25 protein-coding genes are annotated in these 23866 nt (G+C 68.5%); 13 read left to right on the forward strand and 12 right to left on the reverse strand.

What is annotated here, in order from left to right; genetic code table 11:
* Positions 1-52 precede the first annotated feature (52 nt).
* The 4 genes from RN729_RS07575 to RN729_RS07590 form a co-directional block, all read right to left on the reverse strand.
* Positions 53-421 (reverse strand): hypothetical protein, encoded by a 369-nt coding sequence (locus RN729_RS07575; RefSeq protein ID WP_310783300.1) that lies wholly within the window; start codon positions 419-421, stop codon positions 53-55.
* Entirely contained in the window at positions 412-747 is a 336-nt protein-coding gene (locus RN729_RS07580) for a tyrosine-type recombinase/integrase (protein WP_310783363.1), read from the reverse strand. Before RN729_RS07580 ends, RN729_RS07575 begins: the two co-directional genes overlap by 10 nt.
* 241 nt (positions 748-988) lie before the next feature.
* Positions 989-2455 (reverse strand): M56 family metallopeptidase, encoded by a 1467-nt coding sequence (locus RN729_RS07585; protein ID WP_310783302.1) that lies wholly within the window; start codon positions 2453-2455, stop codon positions 989-991.
* Complete coding sequence (locus tag RN729_RS07590; protein WP_310783304.1) at positions 2452-2826, reverse strand: BlaI/MecI/CopY family transcriptional regulator; 375 nt, start codon at positions 2824-2826, stop codon at positions 2452-2454. Before RN729_RS07590 ends, RN729_RS07585 begins: the two co-directional genes overlap by 4 nt.
* Positions 2827-3045: 219 nt before the next feature.
* Here RN729_RS07590 and RN729_RS07595 point away from each other — a divergent pair, with 219 nt between their 5' ends.
* Both RN729_RS07595 and RN729_RS07600 read left to right on the forward strand, forming a co-directional pair.
* A complete protein-coding gene (locus RN729_RS07595) occupies positions 3046-4386 on the forward strand; it encodes an aconitase X (RefSeq protein ID WP_310783306.1) in 1341 nt (446 codons plus the stop codon).
* Entirely contained in the window at positions 4386-4823 is a 438-nt protein-coding gene (locus RN729_RS07600; protein ID WP_310783308.1) for a DUF126 domain-containing protein, read from the forward strand. Before RN729_RS07595 ends, RN729_RS07600 begins: the two co-directional genes overlap by 1 nt.
* A gap of 40 nt (positions 4824-4863) precedes the next feature.
* Here the strand turns inward: RN729_RS07600 and RN729_RS07605 are convergent, their stop codons facing one another.
* Positions 4864-5766, reverse strand: coding sequence for a 3-hydroxyacyl-CoA dehydrogenase NAD-binding domain-containing protein (locus tag RN729_RS07605; protein WP_310783310.1), 903 nt, complete (start codon positions 5764-5766; stop codon positions 4864-4866).
* A gap of 100 nt (positions 5767-5866) precedes the next feature.
* On the opposite strand from RN729_RS07605, the gene RN729_RS07610 reads away from it, so the two are divergent.
* Genes RN729_RS07610 through RN729_RS07620 form a run of 3 tightly spaced genes read left to right on the forward strand, consistent with a single transcriptional unit; the run spans position 5867 to position 9646 of the window.
* Positions 5867-6826, forward strand: coding sequence for a 3-keto-5-aminohexanoate cleavage protein (locus RN729_RS07610; RefSeq protein WP_310783312.1), 960 nt, complete (start codon positions 5867-5869; stop codon positions 6824-6826).
* 4 nt (positions 6827-6830) lie between these two features.
* The gene (locus tag RN729_RS07615) at positions 6831-8309 is read left to right on the forward strand and encodes an APC family permease (protein WP_310783313.1); all 1479 of its coding nucleotides are present in this window, start codon (positions 6831-6833) and stop codon (positions 8307-8309) included.
* Complete coding sequence (locus tag RN729_RS07620; protein WP_310783315.1) at positions 8306-9646, forward strand: aminotransferase class V-fold PLP-dependent enzyme; 1341 nt, start codon at positions 8306-8308, stop codon at positions 9644-9646. Before RN729_RS07615 ends, RN729_RS07620 begins: the two co-directional genes overlap by 4 nt.
* Positions 9647-9680: 34 nt before the next feature.
* Here RN729_RS07620 and RN729_RS07625 read toward each other — a convergent pair whose 3' ends face one another.
* The 3 genes from RN729_RS07625 to alr form a co-directional block, all read right to left on the reverse strand.
* A complete protein-coding gene (locus RN729_RS07625; protein ID WP_310783317.1) occupies positions 9681-10058 on the reverse strand; it encodes a type II toxin-antitoxin system VapC family toxin in 378 nt (125 codons plus the stop codon).
* A 2-nt stretch (positions 10059-10060) separates the two neighbouring features.
* Positions 10061-10312, reverse strand: coding sequence for a type II toxin-antitoxin system prevent-host-death family antitoxin (locus tag RN729_RS07630; protein ID WP_310783319.1), 252 nt, complete (start codon positions 10310-10312; stop codon positions 10061-10063).
* Positions 10313-10437: 125 nt separating this feature from the next.
* A complete protein-coding gene (alr, locus tag RN729_RS07635) occupies positions 10438-11706 on the reverse strand; it encodes an alanine racemase (RefSeq protein ID WP_310783321.1) in 1269 nt (422 codons plus the stop codon).
* Positions 11707-11932: 226 nt separating this feature from the next.
* Between alr and RN729_RS07640 the strand changes: the two genes are divergently transcribed.
* From RN729_RS07640 to RN729_RS07650, 3 genes are read left to right on the forward strand one after another with little or no spacing between them, the layout of a single operon-like run.
* Positions 11933-13141, forward strand: coding sequence for a cation:dicarboxylase symporter family transporter (locus RN729_RS07640; RefSeq protein WP_310783323.1), 1209 nt, complete (start codon positions 11933-11935; stop codon positions 13139-13141).
* Positions 13134-14126, forward strand: coding sequence for a hypothetical protein (locus tag RN729_RS07645; protein WP_310783324.1), 993 nt, complete (start codon positions 13134-13136; stop codon positions 14124-14126). Before RN729_RS07640 ends, RN729_RS07645 begins: the two co-directional genes overlap by 8 nt.
* A 30-nt stretch (positions 14127-14156) precedes the next feature.
* Positions 14157-15125: an aminopeptidase gene (locus RN729_RS07650; protein WP_310783326.1), complete on the forward strand. Its 969-nt coding sequence runs from the start codon at positions 14157-14159 to the stop codon at positions 15123-15125.
* A 39-nt stretch (positions 15126-15164) separates the two neighbouring features.
* Here the strand turns inward: RN729_RS07650 and RN729_RS07655 are convergent, their stop codons facing one another.
* From RN729_RS07655 to RN729_RS07665, 3 genes are all read right to left on the reverse strand, one after another.
* Positions 15165-16103: an aldo/keto reductase gene (locus tag RN729_RS07655; RefSeq protein ID WP_310783328.1), complete on the reverse strand. Its 939-nt coding sequence runs from the start codon at positions 16101-16103 to the stop codon at positions 15165-15167.
* Between the two features lie 40 nt (positions 16104-16143).
* Entirely contained in the window at positions 16144-17394 is a 1251-nt protein-coding gene (locus RN729_RS07660) for a DUF4143 domain-containing protein (RefSeq protein ID WP_310783330.1), read from the reverse strand.
* Between the two features lie 234 nt (positions 17395-17628).
* Complete coding sequence (locus tag RN729_RS07665) at positions 17629-18744, reverse strand: TauD/TfdA family dioxygenase (protein WP_310783332.1); 1116 nt, start codon at positions 18742-18744, stop codon at positions 17629-17631.
* A 139-nt stretch (positions 18745-18883) separates the two neighbouring features.
* On the opposite strand from RN729_RS07665, the gene RN729_RS07670 reads away from it, so the two are divergent.
* The 5 genes from RN729_RS07670 (at position 18884) to RN729_RS07690 (ending at position 23311) form a co-directional block, all read left to right on the forward strand.
* Positions 18884-19504 carry a hypothetical protein gene (locus RN729_RS07670; RefSeq protein WP_310783334.1) on the forward strand — a complete coding sequence of 207 codons (621 nt, stop codon included), beginning with the start codon at positions 18884-18886 and terminating at the stop codon, positions 19502-19504.
* Positions 19501-20982: a serine hydrolase domain-containing protein gene (locus tag RN729_RS07675; RefSeq protein WP_310783336.1), complete on the forward strand. Its 1482-nt coding sequence runs from the start codon at positions 19501-19503 to the stop codon at positions 20980-20982. Before RN729_RS07670 ends, RN729_RS07675 begins: the two co-directional genes overlap by 4 nt.
* Before the next feature lie 5 nt (positions 20983-20987).
* Complete coding sequence (locus RN729_RS07680; RefSeq protein WP_343218907.1) at positions 20988-21395, forward strand: DUF1801 domain-containing protein; 408 nt, start codon at positions 20988-20990, stop codon at positions 21393-21395.
* Positions 21395-22534 carry a DUF1295 domain-containing protein gene (locus RN729_RS07685; protein ID WP_310783339.1) on the forward strand — a complete coding sequence of 380 codons (1140 nt, stop codon included), beginning with the start codon at positions 21395-21397 and terminating at the stop codon, positions 22532-22534. Before RN729_RS07680 ends, RN729_RS07685 begins: the two co-directional genes overlap by 1 nt.
* Positions 22535-22756: 222 nt before the next feature.
* On the forward strand, positions 22757-23311 hold the full coding sequence (locus RN729_RS07690) for a flavin reductase (RefSeq protein ID WP_310783341.1): 555 nt from the start codon (positions 22757-22759) through the stop codon (positions 23309-23311).
* Between the two features lie 9 nt (positions 23312-23320).
* On the opposite strand, the gene RN729_RS07695 is transcribed toward RN729_RS07690, so the two are convergent.
* On the reverse strand, positions 23321-23839 hold the full coding sequence (locus RN729_RS07695) for a GNAT family protein (RefSeq protein ID WP_310783343.1): 519 nt from the start codon (positions 23837-23839) through the stop codon (positions 23321-23323).
* Between the last annotated feature and the right edge of the window lie 27 nt (positions 23840-23866).

Here is a 23866-nt window from a genome sequence, read left to right on the forward strand (position 1 = left end):
CCTCCTACAAGCGACCGCGACCGCAAGACCCGTTCCGTCGGTGGAGTCAGGCTTAGCACGGTCGCACCGGGAAGGACAGTATAGCGCCCCAGTCTTCTTGGACGCTCGCACGCCCGCGGATCAGCTGGCCGGCTAGGCTTCCGCGTCTCTGCGCTCCCCGTGTCAAATAGACCGACCAGTCGTCCATCAGCCGACGACGACGCTCGAACAGGTCCGTGCGCCGGTAGGCGGCTTCGACCTTGTACTTGACCACGTGCGCCAGCGCCGCCTCGACCACCTCCCGGGGATGATCGGTTTTCTCCGCCGCCCAGTCCCGGAACGACGACCGGAACCCGTGCGGCACCGCCTCGATCCCGTGCTTCTTTAGCGGACGGTTCAGCCGCTTCCCATCCAGCGCAACGCTGCGCTCGTTCACGAACACGACTGGCTCCTGCCGCCCTCCAGCTTCCGGGCCGGCTCGAGGATCTCCGGCGCCCGGCCGCACAGCGGCACCCGCTGCTCCCGCCCGGTCTTCATCCGGGTTGCCGGAATCGTCCACACGCCCGAGTCCAGGTCCATCTCGCTCCACACCGCGCCACGGACCTCGGCGCCCCGCGCCGCCGTCAGCACCATGAACTCGAACGCCAACGTGTCCACCCTCGACGGATCCGACGCCCGCACGCGCTCGATGGCCGCGGCGACCTCCCCATGAGGCAGAGCCTTGTGGTGGGTGACGACATCGTGCTGCGGACCCAGCAGGTGAAGGATCCGGTCGCACGGGTTGTCGGTCCGCTACTCCATGGCGATAGCCCATTCCAAGACCGCACTGATCCGCATGTGGACGAACCGCGCCGTGGGAGCCTTGGAGTGCCAGATACCATCGGCCTTGGCACGTCCGACTTGCAGCGCTATGTGACCAAGGACCGACGCAGTAGCGCAGCGGTTCAGGCGAGATGCAGCGCCGCTCGAACGCAGCGAGGCTCTTGCCACGGACTGCTGCGGTCGCGGATCAGCGCGGTTTGTCGCGCAAGCGCAGACGGGCGTTGCTGGCCTCCGCGTGGGTCCGCAGCATTCGCTCCGCCTCGTCGTGCGTGATCTCGCCTGCCTCGACGGCCGCGTGGAGCCGGCGAACCTCCATGGCCAACTCGGTGGTGAACTCCTCCAGCTTGGGAGCCCACTCCCCGAAGCGCTCCAGCACGCCTTCAAGAAGCAGCCAGGAATCCCCGGGAAATTCCTCCTTCGTGATGTCGCCCGCTCGCAGGTGCTCAGTGAGCCTATCGTGCGTAATCTCGACCTCGCGCTTGACGCGCTCGAGCTGCTCGATCGTCCTGCGGAGGCGCACCTTGGCTTCCGGATCAAGCTCGATCGCCTGGAAGATTCCGTCTTCGTTCACGTACCCGACGCCACCTTCCGGATCGACCGCCCATTTCCCCGAGTGGACCAGGGGCGTTCCATCCCCGTCCACCTCCCTGACCTCCACTTCCTGACTGTTCCAGCCAGCGACTCCCTCCGCGCTGACGACGCCTTCCAGGCGCGAGGCGCGCTCGGGCTCGGCCGGGCTCTGCGGGATCGGCGTGTCGCAGGCCAGAGCGAACAGGCCCAATCCGGCGGCGGCGGTGAGGATGGAAGCCCGGACTCGCGGCTTCTTCGTCGAGGTCTTGATCATCATGAGTCTCCTTTCCATGACAGGGCGTCCGCCGCGGATCAGGGCCGGTACCGGCTCCGGGGTCCGCCGACTCCCGCCCGCGACCGCCAGGAGCAGCCGGGCGTAGCTTCGGACGGGGGTGCCGCAGGCTAGGACACGGCGGTCGCAGTCTCCTTCCACCGCGAGCCGGAGCCTGACGAGGGACCACCAGACCGCGGGGTTCCAGGGTGAGAGCGACGCGAGCAGGAGCCCCGTCGCCAGCAGAGCGGGATCCCGGGCCCGCACGTGCTCCCGTTCGTGGAGCACGACCATCTCGATGTCCCTCTCGCCGAGTTCGAAGGTCCACGACGGAAGGACGATACGGGACCGAATCAGCCCCACGACGGCCGGCCCGAATCTCTCCGACCGCAGAACTTCCTCGCCGCAGACGTCCCGCGGTTCCCACGTCGCGCGCAACCGCCGCAGGCGGAGGCAGAGCAGAGAAAAGAGGATGAGGACAAGGATGGAACCCGCGATCCAGAGGGCTCCGAGAGAATCCTCCAGCCCGACCCCGCCGAGAAAGCTCCGGCTTTGCTCAGGGAGCGACGGCGCCGGAGTTCCGAGTTCGTACAGGGCGCGAACGGGGAGCGCGAACGGTCCGGGACCGTTCGTGGCCGCGGCGGCGGGAAGAAATCGGGGAAAGAACGGAGCCAGTCCGCCGACCCCGAGGGCGCCGAGCCAGACCCACCGGGTCGGTCGGCCGTGGGCCCGCAGACCCCGATCGAGGCACCACGCGGCCCCGCCGACGAGGCCCGCGACAATCAGCCCGTACATCATCGTGGCCAGAGTCATGGCTCGCTCTCCTCGAGGTCGTCGAGGATCCGCCGCATGCGCTCCAGTTCCTCCGGCGACACTTCCCGGCCCGAGATGAGTTGGGCGAGGACGAGTTCCGCCGACCCGCCGAAGATCTTGTCCCGGATCCGGGCCAGGGCCGTCTCTCCCGCCGTCTCGGAGGCGACGAGCGGGAAGTATCGATAGGCGCGCCCCTCCGCCTCGTGCCGGACGGCGCCCTTCTTCTCCAGGATCTGGAGGATCTTGAGAACGGTCGTGTAGCCGACCTCATCCTCGAGTGCCTCCATGACCTCGCTCACGGAGCCGGACCCGCGGCGCCACAGGACGCTCATGATGTCCAGCTCCCGGTCGCTGAATGTCGGATCCCTCAAGGCTTCACCTCCTTCAGACAACGTCCCCGCCCAAACATATACGAACATCTTCGTACGAAAGGATACGTGGTTCAGTCCGCCTCGTCAACGAAGATCTTCGTACATGCGCCGGCCCTTGTGAATCCCGACCGGTCGACCAAGGCTCCCGGAACAACCCCGACCTCCGACGAGAACGCCTTTGACGGGGCCATATCCGAGCAGGTGACAACCGACGGTGCGATGGATCTGAGACGGGACGAGCGAGAGGTCCTCGACGGAAGCCGGGGGGAGATCCCCCGCAAGCTCCTCCTCACCATGGTCCGCTTCGGCGCGGCGATGGATGCGGAGCGGCTCGTGCCGGTGGAGGGTCCCGGGCACCTCGTGATCCCGGAGTCCAAGCCCGGCGTGGGGGCGCGAACGGAGTTCCTCGAGGCGCTCGTCGACGCCGGGGTTCGGGCCGCGCTCCCCTTCACGGCCGACCCGGCCACGATCCTCAACGAGACGCTGTCGGATCTGACGGACGAGCAGCGGGAGCGGCTCGCCCGCGCGTACCCGATGGAGGTGCGCTACCGGGAGGCGCTCACGAAGCTGGGGCTGCGCGACGCGGGCGGGCTGACCTGCACGCCGTGGTTCGAGGAGGTGGCGAACCGGCCCTCGTACGGCCAGATCGTCGCGTGGGCGGAGTCCTCCGCGGTGGTGTACGCGAACTCCGTCATCGGCGCGCGCACGCACCGGAATCCCGGAATCATCGATCTCATCTCCAACGTCGTCGGCAAGACGCCGCTCGCGGGCCTGCTGACCGACGAGGGGCGGCGGGCGAACTGGCTCGTCGAGGTCGAGGCGGAGGGGCCGATCAACGGCCAGGTGCTCGGCTACCTCATCGGGCGCGAGGTCGGCGACGGGATCCCCTGGGTGACGGGCCTAGCGGACATGCTCGAGGGCGGCAAGCACCCCGCCAGCGGGAAGTTCCTGCGCGACTTCGGGACGAACGCCTCCGTGGGGGGCGGGGTCGGCCTCTTTCACGTGGAAGGCGTCACCGTGGAGGCGAAGCGGTACGGCCGGCGGCTCATCCGCGACGACGCCCGCCGGCTGACGATCGACGAAGGGCGGATCGAGTCTGTCGGGGCGTCGCTGCGCGCCCACCGCCCGGTCGAGGAGCTGCGGCCGAACAAGGTCCTGCTCGGCTGCCCGCACCTCACCTACGACCAGCTCTGCGCGTGGACGGATGCCGTGGAGGGCGAACTCGCCAACGCCGGGCGCGACCGCCTCGCGGTGGAGACGGTCTTCGTCGCGGCCCCCGACGTGGTGTCCCGCTTCCGCGCCGAACATCCGGGCTTCGCGACCCTCGCCCTCGCGGGAGGACACGTGGGCTCCTTCTGTCTCGAGGCGTTCATGCAGGACCCGATCCTCGCGCCCGCCTGCGTCGTCACGAACTCGAACAAGCTCCGCTACTACAGCCGGAACGTGTACATGCTCGACGACGAGGCGCTCCTGCGGGTGATGGTGACGGGCAGCACCCAGGGTGCCGCAGCGCCCTCCCCGGGGGCCTCCTCACGGACCTCCATCCGGGATCGCGCCTGATGCCCTGCCTTCAGGGCCGGGCGCTGATCGCCGGCGAGATCGCGGCGCCCGCCGCGGTGTCCCGCGTCGGGTTCAACCCCTTCGCGAGCTTCAGCGACCAGTTCGACGGCGGGATCGACACGGCCGTGTGCGGGGATCCGCAGAACACCGAACTCTTCGGCGAGCCGCTCACCGGACGGATCGTCCTCGCGCCCTTCTGTGTGGGCTCGACGTCGGCCGGACCCTGCTGGGAGCGCATCGCCGAACTCGGCCTCGCCCCCGCCGGACTCCTCCTTCCCGGGGACGTGGATCCGCTCACGGCCGGGGGGCTCATCCTGGCCGATGTCTGGCTCGACACGCCGATCGTGTGCGTGGACCGGCTGGGGCCCGAACTGCTCGATCAGGTCGAGACCGGCGACGAACTGCGGGTCGGCCGTGACGGCGTTGTGACCTGGTAGCCCTCAGCCCGCAGCCCTGGCAGGCCAGGCGTCCGCCGCGTCAGTCATCAGAGGCCGTGAGCCAGCCTTCCCGCTCGAAGGCGGGCGACGGGTAGGTGTAGAACCCCTTCCCGGACTTCACGCCCAGTTCCCCGCGCTCGATCATTCGGTCGAGGAAGCCGGGCGGCCGGTCCGACGGGTCTCCGGAGGCCTCGTAGTACACGTTCTCGATGTCGCGCACGACGTCGAGTCCGACGACGTCCATGAGTCCGCACGGCCCCAGCGGCGTGCCCCAGTCGAGCATCCACGCCCGGTCGATCTCTTCCGCGCTCAGGTATCCGCCGGCGATCAGGTGCAGCGACTCCTTCTTCACGGCGCGCCAGATCCGGTTCGTCGGATAGCCCTGGATCTCGCGGCGGGCGACGATCGGCACGAGGCCGAGCCGGCGCAGGAACCGCTTTGCCGCGTCGGTCGTCGCGGGGTCGGTGCCGGGGTGTCCCATGACCTCGACCTTGAGATCCTCCGGCGTGCCGAAGTTCATGTTCGTGAACCGCCCCGGACGGCCCGTCGACTCCGCCAGCCACGATCCCGGCAGCGAGGAGGTGTTGGAGGCGATGAACGCGTCCGCCGGCGCCGCCGCGCCGATTTGCCCGAGAACGACACGCTTCAGTTCGAGGTCTTCGGGGACCGTCTCGATGACCCAGTCCGCCTCCCGCACACAGTCCTCGAGATCCCGGCACGCCTCCACGTGCCCATGCGTCGCGCCGGCCCCGTGCCCGTCCGCCCCGTCCGCGGCCTCGAGCAGTGCGCGCACATCTTCGATCGCTCCGGCGAGCGCCTCTTCCGAGACATCTTGCAGCCGCGCGCGCACCCCCCGCACCGCGCAGCCGTACGCGATCCGCCGTCCCATCGTTCCCGCGCCGATAATGGCTACGATCCCCGCGACGCGCTCCGTGCCGGACATGGCATCCTCTTGTGAATCGGTGTGAGATGGTCAAGGCTCCCGGAGGACCGGGAACGACCTCCCGAGACGAACACAGCCGTCACAGCCTTCCGAGGAGCGGATGACCACAACCTGGAACTACGGCGACCCCTACGCCTACATGGACAGGGTCGCCGGCGGCATGCCCCCCGTCATCATCTGCCTGGCCGCGAACGGCGGCATCCAGGGCAAGGAGTATAACGACGCCCTCCCGGAGACGTCCGAGGAACTGGCCGACTCCGTCGGCGAGGCGTACGACGCGGGCGCCTCGATGGTGCACATCCACGCCCGCGACCCCGGGACGCTGTGGAAGGGGGCGACGACGACGGAAGTGTGGCTGGAAGCGAACCGCCGCCTGCGCGAACGCTGCCCCGAGATCATCATCAACAACACGACTGGCGGCGACCTGTGGATGGACGATGAACAGCGCCTGTCCTGCCTCGACGCCAACCCCGAGGTCGCGTCGCTGAACCTCGCCCCGGACATGGGCAAGTTCAAACTCAAGCCGCGCGGGGAGGAGTACACGCACCCCCGCCCCGCGATCGACTTCGACGACTGCACGCCCTTTTCCTACAAGCAGATCGCACACTTCGCGGCGGAGATGAAGGCGCGCGGCATCAAGCCCGAACTCGAGACGTACCACCCCGGCTGCGGGTGGGTGATCCGGGACCTGATGGCGCAGGGCCTCATCGAACCGCCCTACTGGGTACAGACCGTGATGGGCTACCAGACGTCGAGCTGGCCGACCGTCGACAACGTCGTGAACATGGTCCGCGAGTTCCCGGAGGGTTCCGTCTGGCTCTGCTCCGGCATCGGACCGCACCAGCTCCCGATGACCACGCTCGCGACCCTCATGGGAGGACATGTCCGCGTCGGCCTCGAGGACAACATCTACTACCGCCGCGGCCACAAGGTGGAGAGCAACCGCCAGCTCGTGGAGCGCGCCGTCCGGATCGCGCACGAGCTGAACCGCGAGGTCGCCACGCCCGCGCAGGCGCGCGAGATGCTGGGCCTCTCTTCAACCCCCTCACAGTACGGCTGAGCCCATGACCGAGCCCATCACCGAGCCGGCGTCCCCGGACGCGGGCGGCGAGCGGGAGGTCCTCGGGAGAGGGATCCGGCTTCGGTCGCTCTTCTCGCTCGCCTTCGGCACCATCATCGGGGTCGGCTGGATCACGGTCATGGGGGCGTGGCTGAGCGGCGCCGGCGCGATCGGGGCCATCATCGCCTTCGTGGTCGGCGGCCTCGGCATGCTCGCGATCGGGCTCTGCTACTCGGAGATGGCGGCCGCGTACCCGGTCACCGGCGGCGAGGTCGCGTACGTGTTCGAGGCGTGGGGGGCGCGCTGGAGCTTCGCCGCCGCGTGGTTCCTCGCCTTCTCCTACATCTTCACGACCTCCTTCGAGGCGATCTCCGTGGAATGGGTCGTGTCGGCTCTCGTCCCGGGGTTCGGCGGTCCGGTCATCTACACGCTGCTGGGGCAGGAGGTGCGGCTGTGGAGCCTGGCTCTCGGACTCGCCGTGATGGCCGCGATCACGCTGATCAACTACCGCGGCGGAAAAACGGCCGCGTGGTTCCAGGATCTGATGACCGCCGGGCTCATCATTCTCACCATGATCTTCGTGATCGCCGGCGTGGTGGGCGGCAGCGTCGCGAACCTCGATCCCACGTTCACGGGGACGACGCCGGGGGCAGCCCTGATCGGCGTGGGCATCGTGCTCGGGACCGCCGCGTTCTGGTTCGCCGGCTTCGACACGATTCCACAGGCGATGGAGGAGGTGGAGGAGGGCGCGAAGCTGCGGCTCCTGCCGCGGGTCATGGGCGCGTCGATCCTGTTCGCGCTCGTTTTCTATTGCCTGGTGATTCTGGCGACGGCCATGAGCATGCCCCGTGCGGAGTTGCTCGCATCCGAACTTCCGGCCGCGGCGGCGATCGAGGCCGCCCTCGGCTCGCCGTTTCTGGGCCGGATCGTGCTGTTCGCCGGGCTCTGCGGGCTGATCACGACGTGGAACGCGATCTTCTTCGCCTCCACGCGGATCGTCTTCGCCATGGCTCGGGCGCACATGATCCCCCACCGCCTCGCCAAGGTGCACGACCGCTACGGCTCACCCTCCGCCGCCGTCCTCTTCGTGGCCGTCATGGGGAGCGTGGGGGCGCTGTTCGGCCGCAACGCCATCCTCGTCATCGTCGGAGGCGCCGCGATCTCGGCAATGATCGTTTTCCTGGTCGTCGTGCTCGGGGTCCTGCGGCTGCGGAAGACGCGCCCCGACCACCCGCGACCCTACACGGTGCCCGGCGGCCGGGGCTTCCTGTATCTCAGCGCCGTCGTCGCGCTGGGGCTGCTCGGCGCTTCGATCTGGGAACCCTTCCACGGGGCGGGCGGCCGGATTCCCGCCGAGTGGATCGTCCTCGTCGTCTGGGCGGCGCTGGGGCTCGTCTTCTACCGCGCCGCCGCGCCCCTCCGCCGCCAGGTGAGCGACAGGAGACTCCGCTGGCTCATCCTCAGCGACGAGGATCCGGAATGAACACGAGTCGACGCAGCTTCCTCCGCCGGTCCGCGGGCGCGCTGGCGCTGGCCCCGATCGTGCCCGTGGGGCGGCTCGCCCTGCACGCCGGACGGGATGGCGCGATCCCCGACCCTGGGACCCACTCGTCGGCCGACGCGGGTTCGCGGTCCGACGGTCCGGGTCGCCCGCAGGAAGCCTGGGTGGCCCGCGCGCGGGCCGAGATCCCCGCCTCGACCGAGAGTCTGTACTTCCAGACGGGCGGGATCGGCCCCGCCCCGAACGCGGTCATCGACCACGTCCAGGAACGACTCGTCTTCCAGAACCGGAGCCCGGCGGAACCCCGTATTGCGGACGAGATGGCGCGGATCGAGCCCGACCTGCGGGCCCAACTGGCGCGCGTGTTCGGGGCCGAGACCGAGGAGGTCGCGCTCACGCACAGCACCTCCGAGGGGATCTCCATCGTCGCCTGGAGCCTGAACTGGGAGCCGGGGGACGAGGTCGTGATCTCCAACACGGAACACCCCGCCAACGTCGTCCCGTGGTACGTCCTCCGGGACCGGTTCGGGATCGCGATCCGCGAGATCGACCTGAGCCCCGGAACCGTACTCATCGACGAGGTTCGCGACCGGCTCTCCGACCGCACGCGGATGGTGAGCATCAGCCACGTGTCGCGGAACAACGGACGGACGCTGCGGAGCGACGAGTCCGCGGAACTGGGCGATCTGCTGCGCTCGCGCGGCGTGCGCTACCACCTCGACGGCGCGCAGGGCCCCGGCTGCGTCCCGACCGACTTCCGCGCCCTCGGCTGCGACGGCTATTCGACCTGCGGCCACAAGTGGCTGCTCGGTCCCAAGGGCACGGGCGCGCTCTTCGTGCGCCGGGAGATGCTCGACGACGTGCAGCTCAGCTGGGCCGGCTCCCACAGCCACGCGACGATGGACTACGAGGGTGCGTACACCCTGCTCCCCAGCGCCGCCCGCTACGAGTTCGGCACCCGCGCGCTGGCCGACTTCGCCGGCTTCGCCCGCGCCGTCGACTGGATGGAGAACATCGGCCTGGAGAGGATCGAGGGCCGGATCCAGTCGCTCGTCGACCACGCGATCGAGATTGTCGACCGCACGGACGGGCTGGGCGTGTCGTCCCCCCGGGCGCGCCCCGACCGCTCAGGCGTATTCGTCGTTCAACTGCCCGAGGGATGCGACGCCACGCAGCTCTACAACGACCTGCGCGAAGACGAGGGAATCCTCGCCTCCCCGGTGCGAGAGGAGCGCGACTTCCGGCTATCCGTCCACTTCTTCAACACCCGCGACGAGATCGACGCCGCGATCGCGGCCATCGCGGAGCGCTGCAGCTGACCGGGAGCGGGTGAGCGGCCCACCCGCTACAGCTTCAGGCCCTGATCGTAGACACGTCGTAGAGGGGGATCCGCGCGTCTCGCGTGATCAGAACCAACCCTTCCGCCTGCGCCTGGGCGATGAGCATTCTGTCGAACGGGTCACGATGGTGCGGAGGCAGCGTCGCGGCCCGCTCCGCGTGCTCGAACGTCAGTGGAAGGTGCGCCAACCGCTTTTCTTCTACCACGTCCGCCAGGTTGTCCGGTGCCGTAAGCCGGCCCTTGGCCTTTTTGGTCCCGATTTCCCAGCCCGAGACGGCGCTCACGAACACTTCGTTGCCGGGATCCGAGATGGCGTCCCGGGCCGGCTCGGCGATCCGGTCCCAGTCGGACACCCACCAGAGGAAGGCGTGCGTGTCGAGCAGCAGCCGCACCCTCAGTCAGCGCTCGGGAAGATCGGGGAGTCTTCGAACGCCGCAATGATCTCGTCGTCGTCGTCATCGAAGTCCGGACCGATCACGATCTGACCCTCGAGACCTCCCGGCTGTCGAGGTTCGACGGATTCCCGGTAGGGCGTCAGGCGCACCCACGGTCGTCCCGAATTGCAGATCACCACATCTTCCCCTTCCCGCGCCAGCCTGGCCAGGCGGGACAACTGTGACTTCGCCTCATGCATGTTGACCTTCACGGAGGCCGTCCTTCCTTGTCCGCATGAAATCTAGCTAGACTTAGCTTAGCTAATATCCTTCGGACTGGCAAACACCTGCCGACACGTCGCTCTTCGCAGGCTGCGTCGGGGAGGGACTCCCGGCCCTACACCACTCGTCTCGGGAGCCGCGCGTTCATGGCCTGGATGATGCCGAGGAAGCCGCGGCCGGTCCGCTCGGCGACGGTGTGGGGGAGCACGGACGGATGGTCGGGGCCGACGAGGGTGGCGACGTCGCCGACCTCGACCGTCTTCTCCGGACCGATGTCGAGAATCGTGTGCGCGGAGTTGACGCCTCCGGCGACGGGGTACAGGCGGCCGTTGATCAGTACCTCGCAGGTCCCGTTCGCCTCGGACGGATAGCCGTCGGTACGGCCGACCGGCAGCAGCGCCACCCAGGTGGCCCGGTCGGCGGTGAAGGTGTGGCGGAAGCCCGCGCTGTCGCCCGGCTCGAGGCGTTCGACCCGCACCACGCGCGCATTCATGCGAAACACGGGCCTGAGGTCGGCCATGTCCCGGGCGCCTTCGCCGCCGGAAAGGTGGTTTCCGAACAGCGCGTTCCCGGGCCGCACCATGTCGTAGTGCGCCTCGGGCAGGTTGAACAGCTCGAAGGAGGGTGAGGCGTGGAGGGTGCCGAGGGGGAGGCTCTTCCCGCGGGCCCATGCGAGGAGTTCCTCGAAGCGCGCGAGCTGCTCCCGGTTGAAGTCGAGATCGTGCATGAACATGGTGTAGGTGCCGTTCACGTCGACGTATTCGCTCTGCACGAGTTCCTCGATCCAGCCGCGCGCGCGGGTGTACGGCATCCCCTCCCGGTTCATCCCCGTATCGATGAAGAGCTGGACGGGCACGGGACGGCCGAGTCGCCGGGACACGCTCCGCAGCCGCGCGGGCGCATCGTCCAGCCACACGGACTGGAGCACGTCGTGCCTCGCCAGCTCCTCGATCTCATCCTCGGATCCCTCGGCCATGACCACGATGGGCTTGGTCACGCCTTCCTCGCGCATGGCGAGCGCTTCCTCTACGCGCACGGAGGCGATGCCGCCCACCTCGGGCATCCCGGCGAGGAGCGGCCCGACCGCACGGTCGCCCAGGCCGTACGCGTTGTTCTTCACGACCGCGAGGATGGGGCGGCCGCTCGCCAGCCGCGCGGCCTCGCGGACGTTGTGGGTCCAGGCGGCGCGGTCGAGTTCGATCCACGGGTCGAAGCGCTCGGGAGTCCAGGTGCGGTCGGCGGTGCCGGCGGCGGATAACAGGCCAGCGCCTGGACTGCGCGTCCTCGCGGCGGTCGCGCAGCCGGAGGTCGCGGCGAGGCCCAGGGCGACCCCGGTCAGGTGGAGAAAGCGGCGGCGCGGAAGAGGCGGTGACGGGCGATCCATGGGGCCCTCCGGGGTTCAGCGGCGTGAGGCAGACGATCTCAGCGTTGCCAACTTTTTCCTGAAGACACTACGCTTCGCCCATGAACACGATCAACATCTTGCGCGCTGCAGACCGTCAGCTCCTTCGAGATCTCCTGCTCGAGGGTGGTCAGTCCGCTCCCATCGTCACCGCCGACAGGCTTTACTTCGAGATGTTGCGCGCCCGGATTCGCCGACACTCGACGGAGTGACGGCCCGAGGGCGGCGGAGGCGTAACGTCCCCGCGTACGTCTGGACGATCCTGGCGCTGGTGGCGGGTCTGGCCGCGGGCGGGTTCCTCCCCGTGCCGCTCGCGCCGGTGGCCGACGCCACGGCCACGCTCATCGCCTGGGTGGTCGCCGTCGTGCCGCTGCTGATCCTTGCCGCCCTCAGCCCGGCCATCGCCACGCTGATTCGGCGCGGGCTCGCCGGGCGCTTCGCGGGCGCCGTCGTCCTCTGGTACGTCTTCACGTCGACCGTCGCCGGGCTCATCGCTGTCGTGACCTCCGCCACGATCTTTCGCATCCCGCTGACCGCCGGGGACCGGGGTGTGTGGACCGAAGCCGCGGCCATGCTGCGGAGCCTCGGGGAGGGCGGAGCCTCGTGGCCGCTGCTCGCGATCCTCGCCGGAGTTCTGCTCGGAGCCTTCGGCGCCCGGCACGATCCGATCTACCGCGTGCTTCGGAGCATCGCCGACTCGATCGAGAAGGCGGGCGGGAAGCTGGCCTACGTCATGCTCCCGCTCATCCTCGCCTTCGGCATCACCCTGGGCGTGCGCTTCGGCGCGAGCCTGGGGCTGTCGCACTATCTGACGATGGCCGCCTATACGGGCGCGCTCGTCCTGGTCTGGTGGGCGTTCTACACGTTCGTGCTCGTGCGGAGGGTCGGACGCCGGCCCGTGGGGCCCGTTCTGAGCGAGTACTACGTGCCGACTGCGGTCTTCGCCGCGGGCACGTGTTCGTCGCTGGCGACGCTCCCGGTCAACCTCGCCAACGCGAAGAAGATCGGCGTCCGCGACGAGGTGGCCGACTTCGTGCTCCCGTTCGGCGCCGTCGCGAACCTGGACGCCAGCGCGCTGGCCTACGTCGCATACGGACCCTTCGTCGTGAGCCATGTGTTCGGCCTGGAATTGAGCTGGATGATGATGCTCGCCGCCTGGCCCGCCGTCGTCCTGTTCACGATCGCCGCTCCCGGGCTCCCCGCCGGGATGGGGACGGCGCTGTGGAGCGCGACGCTGTTCGCGAGCATGCTGGGGCTCGAAGGTCAGGCGCAGGGCGAGTTCATCGCGAGTTGGATCGCGCTCTCCGGGGGCATCCCCGACATGCTGCGCACCGCGACCAACACGACCGGAGACGGCTACACCGCGATCATCTTCGACGGCCGCTTCGACGAGTTCTTCGCGAGGGATCGTGGCTGACGGGACGGCGACCGAGGCGGGCGTGGACCTGACCCCGGGAGCGCAGCGGCTCGTGCATGTGAACGGGCGTGTGCAGCCGGGTGAGGTCGTCGTGATCGTGACCGATCCCACGATGCGGCGGTACGCGGATGCCGTGGCGGGGACCGCCCGCGACGCCGGCGCCGACGTCACCGTGTGCATGATTTCCATGCGGAATCAGGACGGGCAGGAGCCGCCTCCGCCGGTCGCCCGGGCCATGGCCGAGGCCGCCGTGATTTTTTCCCCCGTGCGCATCTCGATCACGCACACGCGAGCGATGCGGGCCGCTCTGGACGCGGGGGCGCGCGTCTGCATGATGACGGCGTACACCGACGCGATCATGACCAGCCCCGCGCTGCTCGAGACCGACTTCGCGGCGCAGGCCGATGTCTGCCGCCGCCTCGGTGCGGCGTTCACGGAGGGCGAGTCGGTGCGGCTTACTTCCCGGCGCGGGACGGATCTCCGCTTCGGGATCGAGGGTCGCGTCGCCAACGTGCTCACGAACATCCCGGAACCCGGAGAACTGGCCCCGGTCCCCGATATCGAGGTCAACGTCGTGCCGGTGACGGGTTCGGCCGAGGGCACGCTCATCATGGACGCTTCGGTCCCCTACCTCGGCATCGGCATCCTGGAGGAGCCCATCGTCTGCTCCGTGCGCGAGGGCGCCATCGCCGAAATGACCGGCGGGGCGCAGGCCGACTTCCTGCGCGAGCACCTGGAGTCCTTCGCGGACCCGCACTGCTTCAACGTCGCCGAACTGGGCGTCGGCCTGAACCCGAACGCCCGGCTCACCGGAGAGATGCTCGAGGACGAGGGCGTCATGGGCACGATCCACATCGGCATCGGCACGAGCCACACCCTCGGAGGGGAGATCGTGGCGCCGACGCACTACGATCTCCTCATGTGGGAGCCCACCATCGCCGTCGACGGCCGCGTCGTGCAGCGGGACAAGCAGGTGCTGGCATGAAGCGGGTGGTGACATGAGACAGGAGCCGGCATGAGAGAAGGTGCGGAGATCCTGGTGCGGACGTGCGCCGGCGTCCGGGAGGCCGAGGATGTCGTCATCGTCACGGATCCGGAGCGGATGACGATCGCCCGGGCCGTCGCCGACGCGGCGCTTGAGGCCGGCGCCATCCCGAGTATCGTGGTCCCGCCCGAGCGGTCGATCGACAACGAGGAGCCGGGACCCGCGGTGGCCGCGGCGCTCGCGGCCGCCGACGTCGCCTTCCTGCCCGTGACGCTGGCGCTGGCCCACACCCGCGCCGTGCGCGAGGCAATAGGCGCCGGAGCCCGGGTTCTCTCGATGACGGCGTTCACTGAACGGATGATGCGCGAGGGCGGGCTGTTCACGGACTTTCGGGCGCGCAAGCCGCTATGCGACGCCATCGCGGCGAGTCTCACCGCCGGCGAGCGCCTGCGGGTGACGAACCCCGCCGGCACCGATCTCACCATGAGCCTCGCAGGCGTGACCGGGAACAGCCACGGCTGCCTCCTGGAGGGCCCCGGCTTCTCCGCGGTTCCCAACATCGAAGCGAACTGCGCCCCCGCTCAGGGCGCCGCCGAAGGCGTGTTCGTCTGCGACGGGAGCATCCCCTACTACGGCGTGGGCCCGATCCGCGACCCCGTGACCTTCCGCATCTCGAAGGGCTTCGTCACCGACGTCGAGGGCGGCGACCAGGCCGAATTCCTCGCGGACCTCCTGGCCCGGCAGGACGACCGCTGGGTCTACAACCTGGCCCAGTTCGCCTTCGGCCTGAACCCGGCCTGCACCGAGTTCACCGGCGAGATGCTCAACGACGAGGGCGTCAACGGCACCGTCCACATCGGCATCGGCACCTCCGCCAACCTCGGCGGCACCGTCTCCGCCAAGACCCACTTCGATGCCATCGCGCGGGCCCCAACCGTATGGATCGACGACGAAGCCGTACTCCGTGACGGAGAGATCCTCGACGTTGCTTCGGAGTAGGACGTTCCCGCGGGAAAGTCCGGGACGCGGATCAGGGGTTCAGAAGTCCTGGACGAGTTCCCTCATGCGGCGCTTCGTCGCGTCATCCGGCAGACGGCCGAAGGCGCCTTCGATGTTCTCCGTCATGTGGTCCGGGTTCGTCGTCTCCGTGAGGGCGCACGTCACGGCGGGGTGCGCCAGGATGTACTTGAGGGAGAACTGCGCCCAGCTCGCGCAGTCGAACTCCGCCGCCCACTCGGGTAACTCGTGTCCGCTCACGCGGCCGAAGTAGCTGCCGTTCATGAACGGGCGGTTGATGAGGACGGCGAGCCCGAGATCTTGCGCGAGCGGCAGAAGACGGTCCTCCGCGTTCGGCTCCATCACCGAGTAGTTCACCTGGACGAAGTCGAGGGGCTGCGTCCGCATGAACGACTCGAACGCTTCGTGCTGGGGGATGCTGGAGGTGGTGACGCCGATGTAGCGCGCCTCGCCGGAGTCCTTCCAGCGGAGCACGTTCGGCCAGTGCACGTCCAGGTCGCGCATGCTCTCGACCTCGAGCAGGTCCAGGGTGCGGCTTCCGACGAGCCGCTGGTTCTGCCGCATCTGCTCGATGCCCGCGGCTTCCCCGTCCGTGTTGATCTTCGTCGCGACGAAGAGGCGGCCGCTGAACTCCGGCGCCGTCAGGACCGTGCCGAACTCCGCGTCGATCTCCGGCGTGCGCGGCGAGGTGTCCACGACCCGGCCGCCGTGATCGAGAAGCACGCGGATCACGCCCGCCACGGGCTCCGTCCCTTCGGTCGGGATCTCGAGCACGGGCTTCGAGGAGCCGAAGCCGACGATGGGCAGCGTCTCCTCCGTTCCCGGGATCGGTCGGGTGGGAAGCGTCTCCTGGACCGACGGCGTGTTTCCGAACAGCGTGCGCGGGGTAGCCAGCGCGACGCCGGCGCCCGCCAGACAAGACAGAAAGTCGCGGCGCGTCGTGTCACTCAGCTTCGCCATCGAAGACCTTCCTCCACAGATTGCCTGGAGGCGTCGCGGGTCAGGGACCCAGCGCCCCCACGGGGATCACGCTCACCCCATCCTCCCGGGTGTAACCATACCCGCTGCTTACGATCACGCCCAGCGCGGCCGGCGGCCCCATCCGATCCGAGTCCACCTTTTGCGCCAGGCGGAGCAGGTTGTCCGCGGCTTCGTCCGCTCTTCCCTCGCCGAGCTTTACCTCGAAAGCCGCCCAGCGACCATCGTTGCACTGTATGATCGCGCCTACCTCGAGGCCGGCCTTTTCGCGGTAGTGAAACACGTCGGCGTCCGCCGCCTGGGCGTACACCCTCAGATCCCGCACGACCATCGACTCGAAGAGGAGTCCCAGGAAGTCGAGGTCGCGGAGCAGCCGCGTGGGAGTCGCGCGCACGGCCGCCACGGCGAGAGAGGGATCCGCAAGGTGCCGGATCGGCTTGTGTCTCAGCACCGACCGGGATCGCAGGTGAGTGGGCCAGGCGGGTTGGTTCTCCAGGATCATTATGCGTTCCAGCGCCCTCAGATACTCGGCGGCCGTGTGCTCCTTGATGGCGGACACGCCTTCGCCGGTGTCGGAGGCGAGGGTCGCCGTCGCTGCCGGCGTCGCGACGTTCCGGGCCAGGGACCGGAGGAGCATGCCCACTCTCACTGGATCCCTCCTCCTGCCGTCGCCGTTGGAGATGTCGACACGACGAATCTCGTCCAGGTGGTCCCTGTTCGCTCTGAGCGCGACTTCGGTGCTGGACTCGAGGTTCAGAGGCCAGCCACCGATGCAGATCAGTTCCGCCAGATCGCCAAGCGGAATCACCGACCTGTCCGCCCCGGCACGCGCCCCTTCCAGGAGGCCCGCCAGCGAGATTTCACCGGAAGCGCGACCCAGTTCGAAGAGTGAGAACGGACGCATGCGGAGTCTTGTAAGGCGTCCCGCCCCGGTGTGGCGCGTCGCGTCGTCGGCTGGAACGGCGGATCCGGTGAGGATGAACTGACCCGGGAGGCCACGATCGTCGACGGCCCTCCGGACGTGGTTCCAGATCGCCGGCTCCAACTGCCATTCGTCGATCAGCCGCGGCACGTCGCCGCTCAGGACGCGGGCGGGCTCGAGCCTGGCCAGGTGCCGGGCCACATCGTCGATGTCCAGCCGCGCCTCGCTGGCGGCGATTTGCCGCGCCGTGGTGGTCTTTCCACAAGCCCGGGGACCCTCGATGACCACCGCGCCGGTGGCCTGCAAGCGCTCGGTGAGTTCGCGGTCGACGATTCTGGAACGATAGGCCAATGGAGCACCTGCACCGGTTGGATCGGATCGTTACTAGGCAGAATCGTAATCGTTCGGAAGGGCTGAGGAAAGGTACAGCGGCAGATTTGGCCTAGTTTTAACGGCAGAAACGGACACAGATCACCGGCAGAAATGGCAACGATACAGCGGCAGGTTTGGACACGCTGGCGTCAAATAACCATGCAAACCTTACATCGCACGTTAGATTTGCATGGTTACGACGGGTCAGGAGCCTCAGGCGCGGCCGGTGCGGCGGAGGAGTCTGAGGTGGGTGCGGACGTTGTCGTGTTCGAAGTAGGCGTCCTGCAGGTGGCGCGCCCCGGACGACACCATCTCGGTGCGGCCGTGGAGGACACGGTGTCCGGCGCACAGCAGGATCATCCCGCCCTCCAACCGGAAGGTCACTTGGGCGCCGGGGTCGTTGACGCGGCGCGACAGTTCGTGGTAGGCGGCGTAGAACTCGCCCAGCCGGGGCTCCGAGAGGGGGATGGCCTGCATCTGCGCCGTGTTGAAGCGGATCATCCTGATCTCCCCGTCGGTGTCCAGGTCGACCATGGGGTTGGCCGCGTAGCACTCGTATTCGTCGCTGAAGATGCGGAACGGAACCCGCACCGAGCACAGCGCGTCGAACTTGTCGGGGTGCTCGCGACGTAGCGCATCGAGCAGGCCGAAACCGTCCACGACGGTCGACGCGCCACCCTCGCACTCGTTCACGAGCATGTGTAGCGCCTGCACGCTCGGGGGCCACGTGTAGCTGGTGAAATCGTTGTGCACTCCGACGGCCAGAGCCGTGTGCGCGATGTTGTATCCCTTCGGATCGAGCTTGACGTTGTGGATGCGCTCGAACAGGACCTCCCGGACCGGACCCAGCCGGGGCGCGAGTTCCTCCAGCGAATCCGGTACGGTGGGGGCGTCGACCAGCACGCAGACCCCGGTGCGCAGAAACTCCTCGATCAACTCCGCCGCCGCGCGGTCGTCCGCCAAGAACCGCTGGTAGTCGAACCTCCGCGGCTGGAACTCGCCGTCCCAGTACTGCAACTCGAGACGAGGCCGGCTCAGGAGGTCGTGAAGGTCGCTCGACCGGTGGCGCGTGCGGTGTCCGTCCGGCCAAGCGATGGAGATCGCCTCGTCGTCGGATCCGGCGCCGTCGATATCGACCGTCATCGGTCTCAGGTCGCTGGGGACGCGGAAGACGTGGAACCGCTTCTCCGTGGTCTGCTCCACGCAGCACTCGCCGCAGCCGCAGTTGTCCCGCAGCCAGAGGTAGGGGAGATCGGTGCGTTCGCCATCGCTCCAGACCGCGGTCAGGGCGTCGCCGTTCTGCACGAGACTGCTGATCGAGGCACCCATGGTCGATCCTCCCGGTCCGTGGTCACCGGCCTCCAGTGAACGCTACGGACGCCCGAGCGATCTTGACAATGCCCTTCGCTTGGGCCGACGCTGCGGCGAGGAGCCCCCGATCGAACCCCTCAAGCGGAGAGTGACCCGCATGCCCCGTACGGCTGGGACGAGCGCCGAAGCGAGCGCGGAGCCGAGCGGCCCCGTGGTCAGCTTCACCCGCATGGAGGACGGCACCCGCGAGGACTACGAACTGCTCTCGCGCCTCGAGGACGATTTCGCTGCCGACACCGCGGACCGCGTCCTGGCGCACCTCCGCCAGCTCTCCGGCTCGGTCGGCGGCTACCAGGTGGACCGGCTGGAGCACTCCCTGCAGAGCGCGACCCGCGCCCACCGCGACGGCGCGGAGGAGGAGATGGTGGTCGCCGCGCTCCTGCACGACATCGACGATCTGCTGGCCCCGCACAGCCACGGCGAGCTGGCCGCGCTCCTCCTGCGCCCCTTCGTGACCGAGCGGACGCACTGGATCGTCCGGCACCACGGCCTGTTCCAGCTCGTCTACTACGCCCACCACATGGGCCGCGACCCCAACGCGCGCGACAGGTACCGCGACCACCCCTGGTACCAGGACGCCGTGGACTTCTGCCACCGCTGGGACCAGTCCTCGTTCGATCCCGACTACGATTCGCTGCCGCTGGAGTTCTTCGAGCCGATGGTCCGCCGGATCTTCGCGCGCGACCCGTTCAGCCTCTGGCCGAGGGGGCGATCATGACCGCGCCGCCGCGGCGCCTCGACCTTCATTCGATCCGCGCGGCCGCGGTTGCCGCGGTCCTGGCCGGGGCGCTGGCAGGCTGCGCCCCGGGTGGCGACGACGAACTGCAAGCCCAGCTCGACGCCGTCTTCACCGACTACTCCAGCGCCGATGGGCCCGGCTGCTCCTTGGGCGTGATCCGGGACGGCCGCCTGATCCACGCCACCGGCTACGGCGCCGCCAACCTCGACTACGGCATCCCGAACCGCCCCGCGACCATCTATCGCATCGCGTCCGTCTCCAAGCAGTTCACGGCCGGTGCCGTCGCCCTCCTCGCCCTCCGGGGAGAGGTGGACCTGGACGCTCCCGTCCAGCGCTACGTTCCCGAGTTCCCCGACTACCCCGACCCTCCCACGGTCCGACACCTCATCCACCATACCTCCGGCGTGCGCGACTACCTCGGGGTCTTCTCCCTGGCGGGGAGCCGGAGCGAGGACTTCATCACGAATCCAGACATCCTCGACGCGATCCACCGGCAGCGCGAACTCAACTTCCCGCCGGGCGCCGAGTACCTGTACAGCAACTCCGGCTACGTCCTGCTCGCCGAGATCGTGGCCAGGGTATCGGGTCAGAGCCTGCGCGAGTTCGCCCAGGCCGAGTTCTTCGATCCCCTCGGCATGCCTCGCACGCACTTCCACGACGACCACAACGAGGTCGTCTCCGACCGGGCCACCGGCTATTCGCCCACCGATGACGGCTTCCGGATCGACATGACGACGCTCGACGTCGTCGGAGACGGCGGCATCTACACTTCGGTCGAGGAGTGGCCCGCGTGGGACCGCAACCTCACCGAGGGCACGGTCGGCGGACCCGAATGGGTCGCGCTCATGCACGAGCGGGGCGTGCTCACCTCCGGCGACACGATTCCCTACGCCTTCGGCCTCTCCCACGGCGAACACCGGGGGGTGGCCACGGTGGGGCACAGCGGCTCGTGGGTGGGCTACCGCACGGGCATGTCCCGCTATCCGGACGCCGGCTACTCGTTCGTGGCTCTGTGCAACCGGTCGAGGATCGATCCCATGGCCCTCATCCGGAGCACGGCCGAGATCTACCTGGAAGACGTGATGGACCCGCCCGAGGAGGTCGCCGACGTGGCGGAGGCTGCGGAGGCGGAGACGGCGGAGGAGGCCCCAGCGGAGGACGACGCCTCCGACGCTCAGCCCGACCGAGATATCCCGAATCGGTCGCGTTACGCCGGATCCTTCTACAGCCCCGAACTGGACGCCACCTATCGGATCGAGGAGGAGGGCTCCGCGGGGCTCACCCTTCGCGTCGGACGGCGGGACCCGGTTGCGCTCGCGGCCGAAGCCGACGGACAACTCACGACCGAGGACGGCCCGACCTTCCGATTCTCCGAACTCGCCGGCGGCCGGTACGAGGCGATGACCGTCGACGCCGGGCGGGTCAGGAACCTGCGGTTCGCGCGGACGGAGGGGTAGCGAGCCTGGTCGCGAAACTCCTCTCCGGCGGCAATCCCCAGATTCCGAAAGGGGATGGAGATGCGCCCGTGCAGGCATACATCGCGGCCATGCCGGGCTGGAAGCGGGAGGTCGGCCGCCACCTCGACGCGCTCATCGAGCGGAGCGTGCCCGACGTCCGCAAGGCGGTCCGCTGGAACTCGCCCTTCTACGGCATCGAGAACCAGGGCTGGTTCCTCTCGTTCCATTGTTTCACGCGGTACATCAAGGTGACTTTCCTCAACGGCGCTTCGCTGCGTCCCGCGCCGCCGGTGAAATCGAAGCACGAGCACGTCCGGTACTTCCACATCCATGAGGAGGACGAGGTGGACGAAGACCGTCTGGCGGGCTGGCTTCGGCAGGCATCGGCGCTCCCCGGAGAGGACCTTTTCTGATGATTGAATGGCTGGGGATCGGTCACCTGTTCGAGCTTTCGGGGACGGAAGCGGTCGCGGGCTTCCTCGCCCCGCTGGCGATCTGCGCCGCGTTCTTCGTGGTACAGCTCATCCTGCCTGGTAGGCGGATCCCGGGTTACGTCATCGATGCGGAGACCGGCGAGCCCCGCGGTTACCGTCTGAACGGCCTGCTGGTGTTCGTGCTCGCGGAACTCGTGTGGGCGCTCGAACTCACCGGGATGCCGCGGGACTGGTTCTACCGATCCACCGCCTACCAGGTGGCCGGCGGCACGATCCTGTGCCTGATCTTCGCCCTCTTCGCCGTGTTCGGCGGGTCGCGCGCCAAGGTGGAGCGTCCGCTCGCCGCCCTGTGGGAAGGGCGCGTCCTCGAGCTCTCGTTCTTCAACGAGCGCTTCGACGTGAAGATGTTCCTGTACGTCGTCGGCGGGACGATGCTGTCGCTGAACGCCCTCTCCGGAGCCGCCTACCACTACGGGCTCTTCGGCGCGGACTCGAATCCCGGCGTCTTCCTGTACGCGGCGTTCCTCACCTTCTACGTCTTCGATTACTTCATCTTCGAGCGCGTCCAGCTCTACACGTTCGACGTGATCCACGAGAAGCTCGGCTTCAAGATGATCTGGGGCGGGATCCTGGTGTACGGGTGGCTCTACATCCTGCCGCTGTGGGGCATGGCCGTGTACCCGGACCCCGGCTTCGCCGCGCCCTGGCGACAGGTGTGGCTGATCGGCGCCCCGGCGCTGTTCCTCGTTGCATGGGGCATCACGCGCGGCGCCAACATGCAGAAGTACACCTTCAAGCGCTGGCCCGAGCGCAAGTTCCTCGGCCTCATCGAACCCGAGTACATCGAAGCTGGCGACCGCAAGATCCTGTGCAGCGGCCTCTGGGGCGTCGCCCGCCACTTCAACTATCTCGGCGAGGGTTTCTTCTCCCTCTCCATCGCCCTCGTGTTCGGCTACTTCGCCAACCCCTGGGCCTGGACCTACTTCGTGTTCATCGTCGGCCTGTTCATTTTCCGACAGCGCTTCGACGACCAGTTCTGCGCCGAAAAATACGGCCCCGAGAAGTGGGCCGAGTACCAGGCGCGGGTGAGATACCGAATTATCCCCGGCATCTATTGATACCCGGGCGCACGGCGAGTCATGCGCGAGGAGGCGGGGAAGAAGGTGAAGAAGATGCCATCAACGGACGGCTGGTCGAGGAGGCGGTTTCTGGGGAGCGGCTCGGCGGCCGCCGCGGTCGCCGCCGTTTGGGGATGTGCGCCGGACGAGGGGATGCCGGTGGGCGGGGGTAGGCCGGCCCCGCTCACCGGGCCTCGCCGCCCGCTTGCGGAGCCGGGGCCCATGCTCCCGCCCGTCCCCGCGATCCTGCTCACCGTGAACGGCCGGCCCGGCGACCCGGACGAGATCTCGGTGCTGTGGACGTTTGTCCTGAGCGGCGACCCGCCCCAGATCGGCGTGAGCGCGGCCTTCGAGCACCAGGCGAGGGAACTCCTGGAGATGCACGACGAGTTCGTGCTCAACGTCCCGCTTGCGTCGATGGTCGAGGCGTTCGACACCGTCGATATGAACTCCGGGCGCGTGGCCGACAAGTTCGAGCTCTCGGGGCTGACGCGCGGCGCGGCGACGGTCGTCGATGCGCCCACGGTGGAGGAGTCCCCGATCCACTGCGAGTGCCGGATTTTCGACTCGCTCGAGGTGCCGCCCGAGCGGAAGATCTTCCTCGCGGAGGTCGTGGCGACGACCGCCATCGAGGGCGCGATCGACGACGCCGGCCGCCTGATCGTGCCCGCCGTGGACTTCTTCGGGATGACCGCCGGGAGCGGCGAGCACTACACGATGGGCCGCCGGGTCGGCAACATCGGGATGACGGTCGGCCGAACCGACATCAAGTACTGACGGATCGACTCAGCGCCCCTCCCACTCTTCCCTGAGGAGTCCGTAGTACACGTCGTCGACCCGTTCCTCCCGCAGCGTCCGGTGGCTGCGCAACACCCCCTCGCGGGTCATGCCCAGCTTCTCCATCACCCTCAGAGACTGAGCGTTTCGCGCATCGGCGTACGCGTACACCTTCGCGAGCCCGCGCTCGCGGAACGCCCAGGCGACGACGGCGCGGGCCGCCTCGGCCACCAGGCCGCTGCCCCAGTGCTCCTTCGCGAGCGAGTAGCCCAGGGCTCCCGTCGCATATTCGTCATCGATCTCGATTCCGACTCCGCCGACGACCTTCCCGTCCAGGACCATCGCCCACACCGGCCACAGGTCCCGCGACGTGCGGATTCGGTCCTCCACGAACTCCACCGCGTGCTCCCTCAGGTAGGGCATCGGCGCCGTCAGGTATCGGCCCCACTCCGGGTCGCGGGCGAACTCGAATATGTCGTCCACGTCCTCCGGACGGTGCGGCCGGAGCAGCAACCGCTCCGTCCTCATCTCGAACTCCCGTGTCTCCATCGTTCA

Origin of the sequence: Candidatus Palauibacter polyketidifaciens, assembly GCF_947581785.1 — a bacterium.
GTDB lineage: Bacteria > Gemmatimonadota > Gemmatimonadetes > Palauibacterales > Palauibacteraceae > Palauibacter > Palauibacter polyketidifaciens.

Bases quoted from the DNA above. Each gene is read 5' to 3' on its own strand.
- RN729_RS07585 (WP_310783302.1), bottom strand. From the start codon at position 2,455: ATGACTCTGGCCACGATGATGTACGGGCTGATTGTCGCGGGCCTCGTC.
- RN729_RS07595 (WP_310783306.1), top strand. From the start codon at position 3,046: ATGGATCTGAGACGGGACGAGCGAGAGGTCCTCGACGGAAGCCGGGGG.
- RN729_RS07600 (WP_310783308.1), top strand. From the start codon at position 4,386: ATGCCCTGCCTTCAGGGCCGGGCGCTGATCGCCGGCGAGATCGCGGCG.
- RN729_RS07605 (WP_310783310.1), bottom strand. From the start codon at position 5,766: ATGTCCGGCACGGAGCGCGTCGCGGGGATCGTAGCCATTATCGGCGCG.
- RN729_RS07610 (WP_310783312.1), top strand. From the start codon at position 5,867: ATGACCACAACCTGGAACTACGGCGACCCCTACGCCTACATGGACAGG.
- RN729_RS07615 (WP_310783313.1), top strand. From the start codon at position 6,831: ATGACCGAGCCCATCACCGAGCCGGCGTCCCCGGACGCGGGCGGCGAG.
- RN729_RS07620 (WP_310783315.1), top strand. From the start codon at position 8,306: ATGAACACGAGTCGACGCAGCTTCCTCCGCCGGTCCGCGGGCGCGCTG.
- alr (WP_310783321.1), bottom strand. From the start codon at position 11,706: ATGGATCGCCCGTCACCGCCTCTTCCGCGCCGCCGCTTTCTCCACCTG.
- RN729_RS07650 (WP_310783326.1), top strand. From the start codon at position 14,157: ATGAGAGAAGGTGCGGAGATCCTGGTGCGGACGTGCGCCGGCGTCCGG.
- RN729_RS07655 (WP_310783328.1), bottom strand. From the start codon at position 16,103: ATGGCGAAGCTGAGTGACACGACGCGCCGCGACTTTCTGTCTTGTCTG.
- RN729_RS07665 (WP_310783332.1), bottom strand. From the start codon at position 18,744: ATGGGTGCCTCGATCAGCAGTCTCGTGCAGAACGGCGACGCCCTGACC.
- RN729_RS07670 (WP_310783334.1), top strand. From the start codon at position 18,884: ATGCCCCGTACGGCTGGGACGAGCGCCGAAGCGAGCGCGGAGCCGAGC.
- RN729_RS07675 (WP_310783336.1), top strand. From the start codon at position 19,501: ATGACCGCGCCGCCGCGGCGCCTCGACCTTCATTCGATCCGCGCGGCC.
- RN729_RS07685 (WP_310783339.1), top strand. From the start codon at position 21,395: ATGATTGAATGGCTGGGGATCGGTCACCTGTTCGAGCTTTCGGGGACG.
- RN729_RS07690 (WP_310783341.1), top strand. From the start codon at position 22,757: ATGCTCCCGCCCGTCCCCGCGATCCTGCTCACCGTGAACGGCCGGCCC.
- RN729_RS07695 (WP_310783343.1), bottom strand. From the start codon at position 23,839: ATGAGGACGGAGCGGTTGCTGCTCCGGCCGCACCGTCCGGAGGACGTG.